Origin of the sequence: Intrasporangium sp. (genome assembly GCF_051961875.1) — a bacterium.
Taxonomy (GTDB): Bacteria; Actinomycetota; Actinomycetes; order Actinomycetales; family Dermatophilaceae; genus Intrasporangium_A.
Window position 1 is genome coordinate 1 of sequence record NZ_JBQCCV010000275.1, and the last position, 14,767, is coordinate 14,767.

The following is a 14,767-nucleotide window of genomic DNA, read 5'->3' on the forward strand; positions in this document are numbered from 1 at the left end:
GGTCAGGCGGCCGGGGCGCTCCCCCGGACGGATGCCGACCTCGCGCGGTCCGTCTACACCGGTGGCATCCAGATCGGCTACCTGCTGACGCTCGCGATCGGGATCATGATGATCGGGTCCGAGTACCGCCACAAGACCATCACGTCCACCTTCCTCGGCACCCCGCGCCGCGGCCGGGTCATGGGCGCCAAGATCATCACGCTCCTCGGCGTCGGCGCCTTCTACGGCATCATCTCGCTGGTCGGGTCCGTCCTCGCGGGCGCGATCATCCTGACGGTGCGGGGTCACAGCGCCTTCGGCGACGCGTCGATCTGGCGCACCCTCGCGCTGTCCCTGCTCGTCCTCGGGCTGTGGGCGCTCATCGGTCTCGGCGCGGGCATCCTCATCCCGAACCAGGTGGCCGCCCTGCTCATCTCGATCGGTGTGGCGTGGATCGTCGAGCCGATCCTCGCCGCCGTCCTCGGCATCGTCTCGTGGGGCGAGCACATCACGCCATACCTCCCGAGCCAGGCGACGACCGCGACGCTCGGGACGATGAGCACCGGCTTCAACGGTCAGCCGGTGGGCCAGCTGAGCTGGTGGGCCGGGGCGCTCGTGCTCATGGCGTATGCCGCTGTCATGGCCGGGATCGGCACGTGGCGGACAGTGCGCGCCGACATCTCCTGAACGGGTCCCACCGGCCGGTCGATGGGCTCCGGACGGCGGCTGCATGACCCGCCGGAGCCGCTCCGCGCGGCGACGGTGAGCGGGTCAGCGAGTGCGTCGGCGGCGGGCTAGGCTTGGGCGCATATCCGCCACCCGGTAACGAAAGAGGCGCAATCGCCGTGTCCGAGCAGTCCACGTCCAACGACCCGATGGCAGCATTCGGGCCGAATGAATGGCTCGTCGACGAGCTGTACCAGCAGTACCTTTCGGACCGGAATTCCGTAGACCGTGCTTGGTGGGCCTTCTTCGAGGACTACAAGCCGGGCAGCGCAGAGGGCAATGGCTCCAACGCGCCCACGGGCACCGCTGCGCAGCCGACTGCTCCGGCTCCCGCCGCGTCCACCCCCGCGCCCGCGTCGGCCGCACCACAGCGGCAGGCCGCTCCGACTCAGCCCGCCCCGGTTCCGGCCCCGGCGAAGTCGGCACCGGCCCAGGCCGCTCCCGCCACGCCCGCTCCCGCCACGCCCGCTCCCGCCACGCCCGCTCCCGCCACGCCCGCTCCCGCCAAGGCCGCTCCCGCCAAGGCCGCCGCCACGCAGAGCGACGAGCGCGCCGACGTCGTCCAGCCGCTGCGTGGCGCCCCGGCTCGTGTCGTCACGAACATGAACGCCTCGCTCGAGGTCCCCACCGCGACGAGCGTGCGCAGCGTGCCGGCCAAGCTGCTGATCGACAACCGCGTCGTGATCAACAACCACCTCGCCCGAGCCCGCGGCGGCAAGGTCTCCTTCACGCACCTCATCGGCTTCGCCATGGTCAAGGCGCTGCAGAAGATGCCGGAGATGAACCACAGCTTCGTCGAGCAGGACGGCAAGCCGGCGGTCGTCCAGCCGGCCCACGTCAACTTCGGCCTCGCCATCGACCTCAAGAAGGACGACGGCAGCCGGACGCTCGTGGTCCCGTCGATCAAGGCGGCGGAGACGCTGGACTTCGTCCACTTCTGGGCCGCCTACGAGGAGATCGTCCGCAAGGCGCGCGGCAACAAGCTGACGATCGAGGACTTCCAGGGCACGACCATCTCCCTGACCAACCCGGGCGGCATCGGCACGGTGCACTCCGTGCCCCGCCTCATGCAGGGCCAGGGCACGATCATCGGTGTCGGAGCGCTCGAGTACCCCGCGGAGTGGCAGGGCGCCAGCAACGAGACGCTGAACCGCAACGCGGTCAGCAAGATCCTCACGCTCACCTCGACGTACGACCACCGGATCATCCAGGGCGCCCAGAGCGGCGACTTCCTGCGGATCATCCACCAGCTCCTCCTCGGCGAGGACGGCTTCTACGACGAGATCTTCGCCTCGCTGCGGATCCCTTACGAGCCGGTGCGCTGGATCCAGGACATCGACTCGTCGCACGACGACGACATCAACAAGGTCGCGCGCGTCCAGGAGCTCATCCACGCCTACCGCGTCCGCGGCCACCTCATGGCCGACACGGACCCGCTGGAGTACAAGCAGCGCCGGCACCCCGACCTCGACATCACCACGCACGGGCTGACCCTCTGGGACCTCGAGCGCAGCTTCGCGACCGGAGGGTTCGGCGGCGCGCCGTTCCTCAAGCTGCGCAAGATCCTCGGCATCCTGCGGGACTCCTACTGCCGCACCGTCGGCATCGAGTACATGCACATCCAGGACCCCGAGCAGCGCAAGTGGATCCAGGACAAGGTCGAGGTCCCCTACAAGAAGATCACCAGCGACGAGCAGATGCGCATCCTGCGCCGGCTCAACGCGGCGGAGGCCTTCGAGACCTTCCTGCAGACGAAGTTCGTCGGGCAGAAGCGCTTCTCCCTCGAGGGCGGCGAGTCGGTCATCGCGCTGCTCGACCGGATCCTCTGCCGGGCCGCGGCCGACGGCCTCGACGAGGTCTGCATCGGCATGCCGCACCGTGGCCGCCTCAACGTCCTCGCGAACATCGCCGGCAAGTCCTACGGGCAGATCTTCCGCGAGTTCGAAGGCAAGCAGGACCCGCGTTCTGTGCAGGGCTCGGGCGACGTGAAGTACCACCTCGGCACCGAGGGCAAGTTCGTCGCCGAGGACGGCGCGATGACCAAGGTGTACATCGCGGCCAACCCCTCGCACCTCGAGGCCGTCAACCCGGTCCTCGAGGGCATCGTGCGGGCCAAGCAGGACCGGCTCAACCTCGCCGGCGAGGACTTCACGGTCATGCCGGTGCTGCTCCACGGTGACGCGGCGTTCGCCGGGCAGGGGGTCGTCGCCGAGACGCTCAACCTCTCCCAGCTGCGCGGTTACCGCACGGGCGGCACGGTCCACGTCGTCATCAACAACCAGGTCGGCTTCACGACGTCCCCGAGCTCGTCGCGCTCCTCGGTCTACTCGACCGACGTGGCGCGGATGATCCAAGCCCCGATCTTCCACGTCAACGGCGACGACCCGGAGGCCTGCGTGCGGGTCGCGGAGCTCGCCTACGAGTTCCGGCAGACGTTCAACAAGGACGTCGTCATCGACATGGTCTGCTACCGCCGGCGCGGGCACAACGAGGGCGACGACCCGTCGATGACCCAGCCGCTGATGTACAACCTCATCGAGGCCAAGCGCTCGGTGCGCAAGCTCTACACCGAGTCGCTCATCGGGCGCGGCGACATCGGGGTCGACGACGCCGAGGCCGCGCTGCGTGACTACCAGCAGCAGCTCGAGCGGGTCTTCGTCGAGACCCGCGAGGCGACCAAGGAGCAGGAGTCGCTGCCGGCGGGCGGCGCCTCGGACGCCCCCGACAACGCCGGCCTCGAGAAGCCGACGGCGCAGGTGCTCGACGACCGTGCCCCGGTCCGGTCCTCGACGCAGACCGGGGTTCCGGCCGCGGAGATCGTCAAGATCGGCGAGACCTTCAACAACCCGCCCGACGGCTTCACGATCCACCCGAAGCTCAAGCAGCTCATGGACCGGCGCGCCGCCATGGTCCACGAGGGCGGCATCGACTGGCCCATGGCCGAGCTGCTCGCCTTCGGCACCCTCCTCAAGGAGGGCACCCCGGTGCGCCTCGCCGGGCAGGACAGCCGGCGCGGCACCTTCGTGCAGCGGCACGCGGTGCTGATCGACAAGAACTCCGGCGAGGAGTGGACGCCCCTGCTCTACCTGGGCGAGGGCCAGGCCCGGTTCTGGGTGTACGACTCGCTGCTGTCGGAGTACGCGGCGATGGGCTTCGAGTACGGCTACTCCGTCGAGCGTCCCGACGCCCTCGTGCTGTGGGAGGCGCAGTTCGGTGACTTCGCCAACGGCGCGCAGACGATCGTCGACGAGTTCATCAGCAGCTCCGAGCAGAAGTGGGGCCAGCGCTCCTCGGTCGTGCTCCTCCTGCCGCACGGCTACGAGGGCCAGGGCCCGGACCACTCGTCCGCCCGGATCGAGCGCTACCTGCAGCTCTGCGCCGAGAACAACATGACGGTCGCCTACCCGTCGACCGCGGCGTCCTACTTCCACCTGCTGCGCCGGCAGGCCTACGCCCGTCCGCGGGTGCCGCTCGTCGTCTTCACGCCGAAGTCGATGCTGCGGAGCAAGGCCGCGGCGAGCCCGGTGGAGGACTTCACGCAGGGTGGTTTCCGGCCGGTCCTGCCCGACACGCGTCCGCCGTCGGACCAGGTCGAGCGTGTCCTCCTCTGCTCGGGCAAGATCGTCCACGAGCTCGAGGCGGAGCGCGAGAAGCGGGGCGACGACAAGGTGGCCATCATCCGCGTCGAGCGGCTCTACCCGATCCCGGTCGAGGAGATCAGGCAGGCCGCGTCGCAGTACCCCAACGCCGAGCTGGTCTGGGTGCAGGACGAGCCGCGCAACCAGGGCGCGTGGCCGCTCATGGCGCAGTGGCTCCATGAGGACCTCAGCGAGCTCGGCGAGACCCGGCCGCTGCGCGTCGTGGCCCGCAAGGCCTCGGCCTCCCCCGCGACCGGCTCCTCGAAGAAGCACGCTGCGGAGCAGGCCGCGTTGATGGACCGCGCATTCGCGCACTGACGCGCCTGGTGGGGCCGGGAGACCGGCCCCGCCGCCGCGGCGCGTGCGCCGGGCCTCCCGCAGGCCGGCGCATGCGCGCGATAACCTCCACACGTGTACTTCACGGATCGGGGCATCGAAGAGCTCGCGGAGCGGCGCGGCGAGGAGGAGGTGAGCCTCGGCTGGCTCGCGGACCAGCTGCGCACGTTCGTCGACCTCAACCCGGAGTTCGAGGTGCCCATCGACCGTCTCGCCACCTGGCTCGCCCGACTGGATGACGACGAGGACTGAGCAGTGACCCCGCAGCAGACCCCCCAGCACGAGCGCCCGTCATACGGGGTCGGCCCCGCCTACCCCTCGCAGCATGTGCAGTTCACGGACAGTGGGACCCGACAGATGAGCACCGAGCCGCCGCCCGCCCCGGGCGAGGAGACCTACTTCACCCCCAGCGTCGAGTTCAGTGTCGCCGATGGCGTCCGCGATATCGGGATGGTGTTCCTCGGCGCCTCGCAGACGGCTGGATACGGCGACCCGAAGGGCCTGGGCTGGGTCGGGCGCGTCGTCGCCCGCACCCAGCACCCCGACCTCGACCTCACGGCATACAACCTCGGTGTGCGCGGCGACACGTCGGCCGACATCGTCGCGCGCTGGGCCGCCGAGTGCCACCCCCGCTGGAAGGGCCGGTCGGAGAAGCGGCTCGTGCTGTCCGTGGGCATGAACGACGTCCTCACGGGCGTCACCATGGCGCGGTCCCGGCTCAACCTCGCCAACGTCCTCGACGAGGCCAAGGGAGCCGGCATCGCCGTCTTCGTCGTCGGTCTCACGCCGACTCTCGACCCTGAGGTCAACCGCCGGGTCGAGGCGCTGGCGCAGGCACAGGCGGACGTGTGCGGGCGGCGCGGCATCACCTACGTCGACTGCTTCCGCCCCCTCGTCGGGCACGACCAGTGGATGGCCGACCTCGCGGCCAGTCCGGACCGGGCGCATCCCGGCCAGGCCGGCTACGGCCTGATCGCCTGGCTCGTCCTGCACAACGGCTGGAACGACTGGCTCCAGATCAGCTGACCTCGTCCGCGCCGTCCCGGCGCGTGTCGTCGTCCCGGCGTGTGTCGCCGGCCCCGGCCATCGCGGCCGCGAGGATCCCTGCGAGCGCCAGCACGCCCACACCGATGCCGAGCGGACTGTGTCCCGCGTCGTGGAGGGACCACGCCACGGGCAGCAGCAGCACGTTCCAGAGGATCGTCGGGGTCCGCGGCCAGCGCGCCCCACGGAGCCAACCCTGGCCGAGCACGCCACTGAGGATCGAGAAGATCAGGATCAGGCCGCTCAACGTCCCGGCGAGCGCCATGCCGTCGGCGGCCCCCTGCACGATCTCGTAGACGAAGAACGCGAAGTAGCCGAGGAGGACGAGCGCTTGCAGGACCATGACGAGCGCGGCCACCCGGCGGGCGGTCGCCGAGGATCCGTCGTGCTGCTCCGGTACCGGGGATGTCACGGCGCCCAGCGTACTTGCCCGACCAAATGACCCCGCCGTGGCCTCTGGACCGCGAACAGGGCTGCGGGTAACATCAACGTCTTGTGTGAACTGCCTCCCACCTATTGAGTCAGGGCCGGATTGGGCGTCACACTTGGTTGTCGCGGACGCGTACGGAACACCTTCGTGCGCGTTTGCGTTGGGCAGGGGGAAACCCCCACGGCCCGACCATGATCTTGGCTCCGACAATGACGCTGGCGCCCCAACCGCATCGCCTCGATTCAGGCGGTGCCGACACATCACGAAGGAGCACGATCCATATGGATTGGCGCGACCGCGCTGCCTGCCTGGATGCCGATCCGGAACTGTTCTTCCCCATCGGGAACACGGGTCCGGCCATCGCACAGATCGAAGAGGCGAAGGCGGTCTGCCGGACCTGTCCGGTCATCGACATCTGTCTCAAGTGGGCCCTCGAGACCGGTCAGGACGCCGGTGTCTGGGGTGGCCTGTCCGAGGATGAGCGGCGTGCGCTGAAGCGTCGCAACGCCCGAGCACGACGGGCCGGTTGACCCACGTCGACCCTGAGCCCGGCGAGTCGTCTCGCCGGGCTTTTGTCTGTCTCAGGGCCGATGCTCAGGTCAGCTGCTCAGGTCAGCGGCCGCAGGCTCGCCGTGAAGCGGGCCCGGGTCCCGTGCGGCACGACCGGCTCCCAGCTGATCCGCCCCTGCAGGTCCGCCACGAGGGACTGGACGATCTGCGTGCCGAGGCCCGAGCCCGGCGGCCGCGAGGGGTCGATGCCCCGCCCGTCGTCTTCGACCGCGACGACGATCATCGGCTGACCACGGTCGTCGGCGGTGCGCTGGACGCGGACCCTGACGAGGCCACCGGCGCCACCCAGACCGTGTTCGATCGCGTTCTGGACGAGCTCACTGAGGATCATCGCCATCGAGGTCGCGTCCTCGGCCCGCAGGGACCCGAAGCTGCCTTCCATGTCGGTCCTCACGGCAGCACCGTTGGCGGCCACCTCGACGACGGCCCGTAGCCCGCGCTCGGCGATGGGGTCGAAGTCGACGGTCTCGTCGAAGCCCTGGCTCAGCTGGTCGTGGACCATCGCGATCGTGCCGACCCGTCGCTCCGCTTCCTCGAGCGCCGCCCTCGCCTCCCCCGCGGGGACCCGCCTGGCCTGGAGGCGCAGCAGGGCGGCGACGGACTGCAGGTTGTTCTTCACGCGGTGGTGGATCTCCCGGATGGTCGCGTCCTTGGTCATCAGCTCGCGCTCGCGGCGCCGCAGCTCCCCGACGTCCCGCAGGAGCACGATCGCCCCGAACCGCTGGCCCGACTCCGTCAGCGGGATCGCCCGCATCGACACCGTCGTCCCGCCGGCGACCACCTCGGTCCGCCACGGCTGCCGGCCGGTCACGACGAGCGGGAGGCCCTCGTCGACCGGGTAGTTCTCGCGCAGGTTGTCGGTGACGACCTGGGCCAGGCTCGCACCGACAACCTCTCCGAGGTGCCCCAGCCGGTGGAGGGCCGACACGGCGTTGGGACTCGCATAGGTGACGACCCCGTCGACGTCGAGTCGGATGACCCCGTCGCCCACCCGAGGCGCACCACGGCGCACGCCCGTGGGCGCGCCCGGATGGGGGAACTCGCCGCCGGTCACCATCCGGCACAATGCGTCCGCGGTCGCGAGGTAGGTGATCTCGAGACGGCTGGGGGTGCGCGTGGTCCAGAGGTTCGTATGGCGCGTCATGACCGCGACGACGTGGTCCTCACGGATGACGGGGATGAACTCCTCGCGGATCGTCTCCTCCGGACCCGCCGCGGCCTGCCGGACCCGGACATTGCGCCGGTCGGCCGCCGCCTCGCTGAGCAGCGTCGCGGTGCGTCCGAGGTCGGCAACCCGTCCCACCTGGTCCTCGACGAAGACGAGCTGGCCCGTCGTGGGACGGACGTGCGCGACCGCCTCCCACTGGTCGTCGACCGAGCGCACCCAGAGGACGAGGTCGGCGAAGGAGAGGTCCGCGATCAGCTGCCAGTCGCCCACGAGCAGGTGCAACCACTCGATGTCCGGGTCGGACAGCTCGGTCCTTGCGCGAAGGAGCTCGGACAGGGTGGCCACGGCGAGAGCCTATGCCCCGGTCGTGGCCGCCTCCGCTCCCGTCCCATCCGCAGAGCCCGTCCCGGCAGCCTGCGTCGCCGCGGCTGACGCGAGACCGGCGCCTGCGGGCCGCGTCACCGTCCGGAGCGTCCGCAAAGCCACAGAGAGCGCGGCAATGCCCGGGTGCGTCATCCGGTCGATCGCCGCCAGGGAGGTCTGGGCGCGGCGCAGGGCCTCCGCGTTGAGCGCGAACCACTGCTCGACGCGCTCGGCCGGGGCCTTGCCGCGGTCGCTCACCTCGAGGGCGGACCCCGTGAGGGCGATGAGGACCGAGTAGAGGTCGTCCCGCAGGGCGCCGCGGGCCATGGCGTCCCAGCGGTTCTCCCTGGGCAGCCTGGTGACCCGGGACAGCATCGCGTCGATCGAGAAGCTCTCGGAGAGGCGGAAGTAGGTCCCGACGACGTCGGCGAGCTCCTCACCGGTCTCGGCAGCCGTCTCGATGCAGTCGAGCAGCGAGTAGCGGTCCAGCAGCGAGGCCGCCTCGAGGGCCAGCTCTGCCGGCACCCCGGCTCCCTCGAGCTCCGCGGCCCGGTGCAGCAGCCGCTCCCGCTCGGCCCCCTGGAGCAGGTCCGCCATCCGCCGGCCGTACTGCTGCACACCGGGCTTGAAGCGCTCGAGCTGGGCGACGATGTCGAAGTCGCCGGGCCGGTTCGTGAGGAACCAGCGCACGGCACGGTCGACGAGCCGCCGGAACTCGAGGTAGAGGACGGTCTGGGCCTCGGTGGGCACCACGTTGTCGGTTGCCTCCACCGCGTCGACGTAACGGGGCAGGTCGAAGATCTCGCGGCAGACGACGTAGGCCCGGGCCACCTGCTCCGGCGTCGCGCCGGTCTCCTCGGTGGCACGGAAGGCGAAGGTGATGCCCCCTCGGTTCACCATGGAGTTGACGATGGAGTTGGTGATGATCTCCCGGCGCAGCGGGTGCTCGTCGATGGCGCCCGCGTAGGCCTGGCGCAGTGGCTCCGGGAAGTACCGGTGCAGCGTCTGGGCGAAGAATGGGTCGTCGGGGAGGGACGAGGCGCCGACCTGGCTCTTGAGGTAGAGCTTCGCGTAGGCGACGAGGACGGCGAACTCCGGTGAGACGAGGCCGACCCCGTCCTTCTGCCGCCGCGCGATCTCGGCGTCGGTGGGCAGGAACTCGAGCGCCCGGTCGAGGTCGCCCTCCTCGGTGAGGAACTGGATGAGCCGCTCGTGCACCGTGAGCATCGAATGCTGCTGGGCCCGGGCGTTGCCCAGCAAGACGTTCTGCTCGTAGTTGTCTCGCAGCACCTGGGCCGCGACCTCCCCGGTCATCGACGCGAGCAGCTCGTTGCGCCGCTCCATCGACAGCTGCCCGCTGCGGACGGGGCCGCCGAGGGCGATCTTGATGTTGACCTCGTGGTCGGACGTGTCGACCCCGGCCGAGTTGTCGATGGCGTCGGTGTTGACGCGGACCCCGGCGAGCGCGGCCTCGATCCGGCCGAGCTGGCTCATCCCGAGGTTGCCGCCTTCGCCCACGACCTTGCACCGGAGGTCGGCGCCGTTGATGCGGATGCTGTCGTTGGCACGATCGCCGATCTCGCCGTTGGTCTCCGAGGACGCCTTGACGTAGGTGCCGATGCCACCGTTCCAGAGCAGGTCGACGGGGGCCTCCAGGATGGCCCGCATCAGCTCCGCCGGGGTGAGCGACGCGGTGTCGTTCGGCAGCCCGAGCGCTGCGGCCATCTGCGCGGAGACCGGCACCGACTTGGCGGTGCGGTCGAAGACCCCGCCGCCCTCCGAGATCAGCTGCTCGTCGTAGTCGCGCCACGACGACCCGGGCAGCTCGAACAGCCTATGCCGCTCGGCGTACGAGGTCGCCGCGTCCGGGTCTGGGTCGACAAAGATGTGCCGGTGGTCGAAGGCGGCCACGAGGCGGATGTGCTCTGACAGCAGCATCCCGTTGCCGAAGACGTCACCGCTCATGTCGCCGATGCCGACCACGGTGAAGTCCTCGGTCTGCGTGTCGACACCCATCTCGCGGAAGTGCCGCTTCACCGACTCCCAGGCACCTCGTGCGGTGATGCCCATCGCCTTGTGGTCGTAGCCTGCCGACCCTCCGGAGGCGAAGGCGTCATCGAGCCAGAAGCCGTACTCGGCGGACTTCGCGTTGGCGATGTCGGAGAACTTGGCGGTCCCCTTGTCGGCGGCGACGACCAGGTAGGTGTCGTCCTCGTCGTGCCGCACGACCCGCTCCGGCGGCACCGGCGTCCCGTCGACGAGGTTGTCGGTCACGTCGAGCAGGCCTGAGATGAACATCTGGTAGGCGGCGATGCCCTCGTCGAGCCACCCCGCGCGGTCCACGGTCGGGTCTGGCAGCTGCTTGGCGAAGAAGCCGCCCTTCGAGCCGGTCGGCACGATCACGGCGTTCTTGACCATCTGGGCCTTGACGAGGCCGAGGATCTCGGTGCGGAAGTCCTCGCGGCGGTCCGACCAGCGCAGTCCGCCTCGGGCCACCTTGCCGAACCGAAGGTGCACACCCTCGACGCGGGGTCCATAGACCCACACCTCGAACATCGGACGCGGTGCCGGCAGGTCCGGGATCGCCTTGGGGTTCAGCTTGATCGAGACGTACGACTTGGCCTCGCCGGCCTCGTCGCGCTGGTAGTAGTTCGTGCGCAGGCTCGCGACGATCACCCCGAGGAACGCCCTGATGATGCGGTCCTGGTCGAGGCTGGCCACGCCGCCGAGCGCCTCCTTGACCCGGCCCACGATGGCGTCTTGGCGCTCCTGACGCTCGGCGCGGCCGCCCTCGGAGTCACTGAAGGCGTCCGGGTCGAAGCGGGCCTCGAACAGCTCGACGAGGTCTCGAGCGATCCCCGCGTTGGCGACGAGCGCCGTCTCGAGGTAGTCCTGCGAGAACGTCGAGCCGGTCTGCCGGAGGTACTTCGCCACCGCGCGGAGGATGACCACCTGCCGCCAGGTGAGGTCGGCGGCCAGGACGAGCGCGTTGAAGCCGTCGGACTCGACGACACCGTCCCACACTGCCCGGACGGCGGCCTCGAAGTGCCTGCTGACCTCGTCACGCCGCGGCCCGCTGCCCCACTTGGCGGGGTCGTCGGCCCGGAGACCGAAGTCGTAGATGTGCAGGCCCCGACCGAAGGGCAGCTGGAGCTGGTAGGGCCGCTCGTCGACCACCTCGAGGCCGAGGTGGGTGAACATCGGCAGTGCCTCTGTGAGCGACAGCTCGCCGCGACGGTAGAGCTTGAAGCGCCGCTCGGCCGGTCCGCAGGAGTCGTCGTCGTAGAGGTGCAGGGCCGTCGCGTCCATGGAGTCGCCGAGCGCCTCGATGCGCTCGAGGTCGCGAACGGCGGTCGCGACGTCGAAGTCCTCCTTGTACGCCTCGGGAAGCGCCTTCGCGTAGGCCGCCATGGCCTGTGCGCCGCCCTCGAGGCCCCGAGCGTCGCTGAGGGCGTCCGAGAGGTCCTCGTCCCAGGTCCGGGTCGCGTCGATGACGCGCTGCTCCAGGGCCGCCTCGTCGACGTCCGGGATCTCGTGGCCGCCCGCCATCCGGACGACGAAGTGCAGGCGCGCGAGGCTCGACTCGCCCACCCGGGTCGTGAAGTCGATGTTCTGCCCGTCGAACGCGTCGAGCAGGATCGCCTCGATGCGGAGCCGGACGGCGGTGTTGTAGCGGTCGCGGGGCATGTAGACGAGGCATGACATGAAGCGTCCGAAGTCGTCGCGACGCAGGAACAGCTTCGTCTTGCGCCGCTCCTGCAGGTGCAGCACGCTCGTCGCGATCTCGGCGAGCTTCGGCGCGCTCGTCTGGAAGAGCTCGTCACGGGGGTAGGTCTCGAGGATCTGGAGGATGTCCTTGCCCGAGTGGCTGTCCGCCGAGAGGCCGGTGAGCCGCAGCACCTGCTGGGCCCGCACGTCGAGCAGGGGGATGTCCTGGATGGTGTCGTTGTAGGCCGCCGACGCGTAGAGCCCGAGGAAGCGCTGCTCGCCGATGCACTCCCCAGCGGCGTCGAACTTCTTCACGGCGACGTAGTCGAGGTAGGCGTCGCGGTGCACCGTCGCCCGGGAGTTCGCCTTGGTGATGATGAGGATGGCGGAGTCGCGCGCTGCCCGGCTGGCGGCCTGGGTGAGCACGTGCCCGGCCGCCTGGGGCCGGTCGTAGCGAAGGATGCCGAGTCCGGTCCCCGGGACCGACCGGGAGACGTCCTGCCCGTCCTCGCGGTGCAGGGAGTACTCGCGGTAGCCGAGGAAGGTGAAGTTGTTGTGGGCTAGCCACTCGAGGAACCGCCCGGCCTCGCGGGCCTCCTGGGCATCGGTGCCGGGAGGCGCGGACGCCTTGAGCTCGGCGGCGACGGCGAGGGCGTGCGCCCGCATCTTCGGCCAGTCCTCGACGGAGTCCCGCACGTCGTCCAGCACCTCGCGCAGGCGTCCCTCGACCTCGGCCAGGCCGGCCTCCGGGAGACGGTCGATCTCGAGGTGCATCCACGACTCGTGCATGACGCCGGTCGCGGGGGCCTCCCCCTCGGTCGTGTCGGTGACGACCTGCTCGAGGCCGCCGGTCACCGAACGCCGCACGGACATCTGCGGGTGGATGATGATGTGCACCCCGCGGTCGAAACCACCTAGCGCGGCAAGCGCCGAGTCGACCAGGAAGGGCATGTCGTCGATGACGATCTCGACCGCGGTGAGCGGGCTGTCCCAGCCGTCCCGGTCACGCGCGGGGTTGAACACCCGCACGTTCACGGTGCCGTCGGGCCGCTCGAGTGCGAGCCGTCGCTGGGAGGCCGCGATCGCGGCAAGCTCCGCGGGGTCGCGCGCCAGGAGGTCCTCGGTCGCCACGTGGCGGTAGAACGCGGCCAGGTAGTCGGACCGGCCGGTCCGTCCTCGGCCGTCGGACCCTCCCCCACTCGCCTCGCCGTTGCCCGGCAGGGGGGCCGCCGCAGCAGCCCGGAGGACGTCATTGCGAGAGCTGTCGAGTGACACAGACATGTCGGCGGATCGATTCCTTCGCGCGCTAGACGTGCCGGCACCTCTTCGTGCCGTGCATCTGCAGCGAGCCTAGCCCTGAGCGGCGGCAACCCCGAATCGGCACCCGGTGGAGAACTTCGGGGGGTGGGGGGCGGGCCTGTCTAGAGTGGTTCTCATGGGCAGTGCGGATCGTGCGCGGCGGGTTCCCACGCCGGTCGTGCAGGCCCTGGGCGAGGGGCGATCCCTGACCCGTGAGCTCGCGGCGGAGCTGCTCACGCACATGCCCGACCTCGGCAGCCCCGCTGAGCAGCACCTGCTCGATGCCTGGGTGGAGCAGGCCGCGGACACCCTGCTGGCACTCTCGGACGCGCTCGAGGAGCGGCTGCTCGAGCTGGGCAGCTCCCTCAGTGAGGACGAGGGCCGGGCGGTGCGGCGATGACCCCCGGGCCCCTCGATGCGGCATCCACCTCCGCCCTGGGCGGCGCGCTGCGGGGCCACGCTCTCCGCCTCGCGGGGCTCCTCGAACGGCTTGGTGAGCCCGCCCCGGGCAACCGTCGCGCCGGGGTGACGCGGACCGCTCGCGAGCGGGAGCTGCTCGCCGCGACCGCCACCCAGCTCGACCGGGTCGGCGCCGGCCTGCAAGCACTGGTCACGAGTGGTGTCGAGCGTTCGGTCCGCCGCCGCGCACTCGATGACGAGGCGGCCCGGCACGAGCTCGACATCGACGGCACGCGGGTGACCGAGCGGCCGGGGCCGAGCAGGGTCGATCCCCAGAGTCGGCTGCGCGCCCGCGAGCGCGTCCAGGAGCTGGTGAACCGCGCCGCCGCCGGCCAGGGCCGCGACCTCGCTGCGGTCACCCGTGAGCTCGAGGCGTCCCTGACGGCGCTGCAGTCCATCGCGGCCCGGGCCCGCCAAGGGGGCCGCTGACACGCCCCCCCCCGGCGGCCACCGGCCGTGCAATACCGTGTGGCCCATGAAGATCTCCGAGACTGTGGACTACCCCGCCTCCCCGGACGAAGTGTTCGCCATGCTCACGGACGAGCGGTTCCAGGCCCGCAAATGCGAGGAAGTCGGGTCGCTGTCCCACGACGTCGCCGTCAGCCAGAACGGTGGGGGCACCCGGGTCGTCACGAAGCGCGACCTGCCGACCCAGGACCTGCCCGACTTCGCCAAGTCGCTCATCGGGCCGCGCCTCACGATCACGGAGACCTACGAGTGGGCAGCCGCGAACGGCGACGGCACACGGACCGGCGACCTCATCGTGGAGCTGGGCGGCGCGCCCGTGTCGCTGCGGGCCAAGCTCGGCCTCGCCCCCTCGGGCGCCGGCACCCGGATGAGCGTCGACGGGGACCTCAAGGCGTCCGTGCCGCTGATCGGCGGCAAGATCGAGAAGACCGCGGCCCCGGCCATCATCGACGGCATCCGCAGCGAGGGTGCGGTCGGCCGGTCCTGGCTGGCGGGCGAGCGCTGATCCACCGCCGCCCGGTATGCCGCTGAGCGACCTTCAGCGGCCTTCCACCGCCCCGCTTCGCCCTTGGGGGCCGC

General features: G+C 70.5%; 11 protein-coding genes. 8 read left to right on the forward strand and 3 right to left on the reverse strand.

Annotation, left to right across the window (positions count from 1 at the left end):
* From ACTHJJ_RS16930 to ACTHJJ_RS16945, 4 genes are all read left to right on the forward strand, one after another.
* Positions 1-666: ABC transporter permease (locus ACTHJJ_RS16930; protein WP_440304117.1), on the forward strand; the 666-nt coding region annotated here is incomplete at its 5' end.
* A 158-nt stretch (positions 667-824) separates the two neighbouring features.
* Positions 825-4,661, forward strand: a complete 3,837-nt coding sequence (locus ACTHJJ_RS16935) for a multifunctional oxoglutarate decarboxylase/oxoglutarate dehydrogenase thiamine pyrophosphate-binding subunit/dihydrolipoyllysine-residue succinyltransferase subunit (RefSeq protein ID WP_440304118.1) — start codon at positions 825-827, stop codon at positions 4,659-4,661.
* A gap of 93 nt (positions 4,662-4,754) precedes the next feature.
* Complete coding sequence (locus ACTHJJ_RS16940; protein WP_440304119.1) at positions 4,755-4,931, forward strand: DUF6104 family protein; 177 nt, start codon at positions 4,755-4,757, stop codon at positions 4,929-4,931.
* Between the two features lie 105 nt (positions 4,932-5,036).
* Positions 5,037-5,705 (forward strand): GDSL-type esterase/lipase family protein, encoded by a 669-nt coding sequence (locus ACTHJJ_RS16945; protein WP_440304147.1) that lies wholly within the window; start codon positions 5,037-5,039, stop codon positions 5,703-5,705.
* On the opposite strand, the gene ACTHJJ_RS16950 is transcribed toward ACTHJJ_RS16945, so the two are convergent.
* Positions 5,698-6,135, reverse strand: coding sequence for a hypothetical protein (locus tag ACTHJJ_RS16950; RefSeq protein ID WP_440304120.1), 438 nt, complete (start codon positions 6,133-6,135; stop codon positions 5,698-5,700). The two genes, ACTHJJ_RS16945 and ACTHJJ_RS16950, sit on opposite strands and share 8 nt — an antisense overlap.
* 299 nt (positions 6,136-6,434) lie before the next feature.
* Here ACTHJJ_RS16950 and ACTHJJ_RS16955 point away from each other — a divergent pair, with 299 nt between their 5' ends.
* Positions 6,435-6,683 carry a WhiB family transcriptional regulator gene (locus ACTHJJ_RS16955; RefSeq protein ID WP_034718985.1) on the forward strand — a complete coding sequence of 83 codons (249 nt, stop codon included), beginning with the start codon at positions 6,435-6,437 and terminating at the stop codon, positions 6,681-6,683.
* Between the two features lie 77 nt (positions 6,684-6,760).
* Here the strand turns inward: ACTHJJ_RS16955 and ACTHJJ_RS16960 are convergent, their stop codons facing one another.
* The gene (locus ACTHJJ_RS16960) at positions 6,761-8,236 is read right to left on the reverse strand and encodes a sensor histidine kinase (protein ID WP_440304121.1); all 1,476 of its coding nucleotides are present in this window, start codon (positions 8,234-8,236) and stop codon (positions 6,761-6,763) included.
* A 9-nt stretch (positions 8,237-8,245) separates the two neighbouring features.
* Positions 8,246-13,243 carry an NAD-glutamate dehydrogenase gene (locus tag ACTHJJ_RS16965; RefSeq protein WP_440304122.1) on the reverse strand — a complete coding sequence of 1,666 codons (4,998 nt, stop codon included), beginning with the start codon at positions 13,241-13,243 and terminating at the stop codon, positions 8,246-8,248.
* 154 nt (positions 13,244-13,397) lie between these two features.
* Between ACTHJJ_RS16965 and ACTHJJ_RS16970 the strand changes: the two genes are divergently transcribed.
* Genes ACTHJJ_RS16970 through ACTHJJ_RS16980 form a run of 3 tightly spaced genes read left to right on the forward strand, consistent with a single transcriptional unit; the run spans position 13,398 to position 14,693 of the window.
* Positions 13,398-13,661 (forward strand): hypothetical protein, encoded by a 264-nt coding sequence (locus tag ACTHJJ_RS16970; RefSeq protein WP_440304123.1) that lies wholly within the window; start codon positions 13,398-13,400, stop codon positions 13,659-13,661.
* The gene (locus ACTHJJ_RS16975) at positions 13,658-14,149 is read left to right on the forward strand and encodes a hypothetical protein (RefSeq protein WP_440304124.1); all 492 of its coding nucleotides are present in this window, start codon (positions 13,658-13,660) and stop codon (positions 14,147-14,149) included. The genes ACTHJJ_RS16970 and ACTHJJ_RS16975 overlap by 4 nt, the downstream gene beginning before the upstream one ends.
* A 46-nt stretch (positions 14,150-14,195) precedes the next feature.
* A complete protein-coding gene (locus ACTHJJ_RS16980; RefSeq protein WP_440304125.1) occupies positions 14,196-14,693 on the forward strand; it encodes a DUF2505 domain-containing protein in 498 nt (165 codons plus the stop codon).
* Positions 14,694-14,767 lie beyond the last annotated feature (74 nt).

Bases quoted from the DNA above. Each gene is read 5' to 3' on its own strand.
- ACTHJJ_RS16975 (WP_440304124.1), top strand. From the start codon at position 13,658: ATGACCCCCGGGCCCCTCGATGCGGCATCCACCTCCGCCCTGGGCGGC.
- ACTHJJ_RS16945 (WP_440304147.1), top strand. From the start codon at position 5,037: ATGAGCACCGAGCCGCCGCCCGCCCCGGGCGAGGAGACCTACTTCACC.
- ACTHJJ_RS16965 (WP_440304122.1), bottom strand. From the start codon at position 13,243: ATGTCTGTGTCACTCGACAGCTCTCGCAATGACGTCCTCCGGGCTGCT.
- ACTHJJ_RS16970 (WP_440304123.1), top strand. From the start codon at position 13,398: ATGGGCAGTGCGGATCGTGCGCGGCGGGTTCCCACGCCGGTCGTGCAG.
- ACTHJJ_RS16980 (WP_440304125.1), top strand. From the start codon at position 14,196: ATGAAGATCTCCGAGACTGTGGACTACCCCGCCTCCCCGGACGAAGTG.
- ACTHJJ_RS16955 (WP_034718985.1), top strand. From the start codon at position 6,435: ATGGATTGGCGCGACCGCGCTGCCTGCCTGGATGCCGATCCGGAACTG.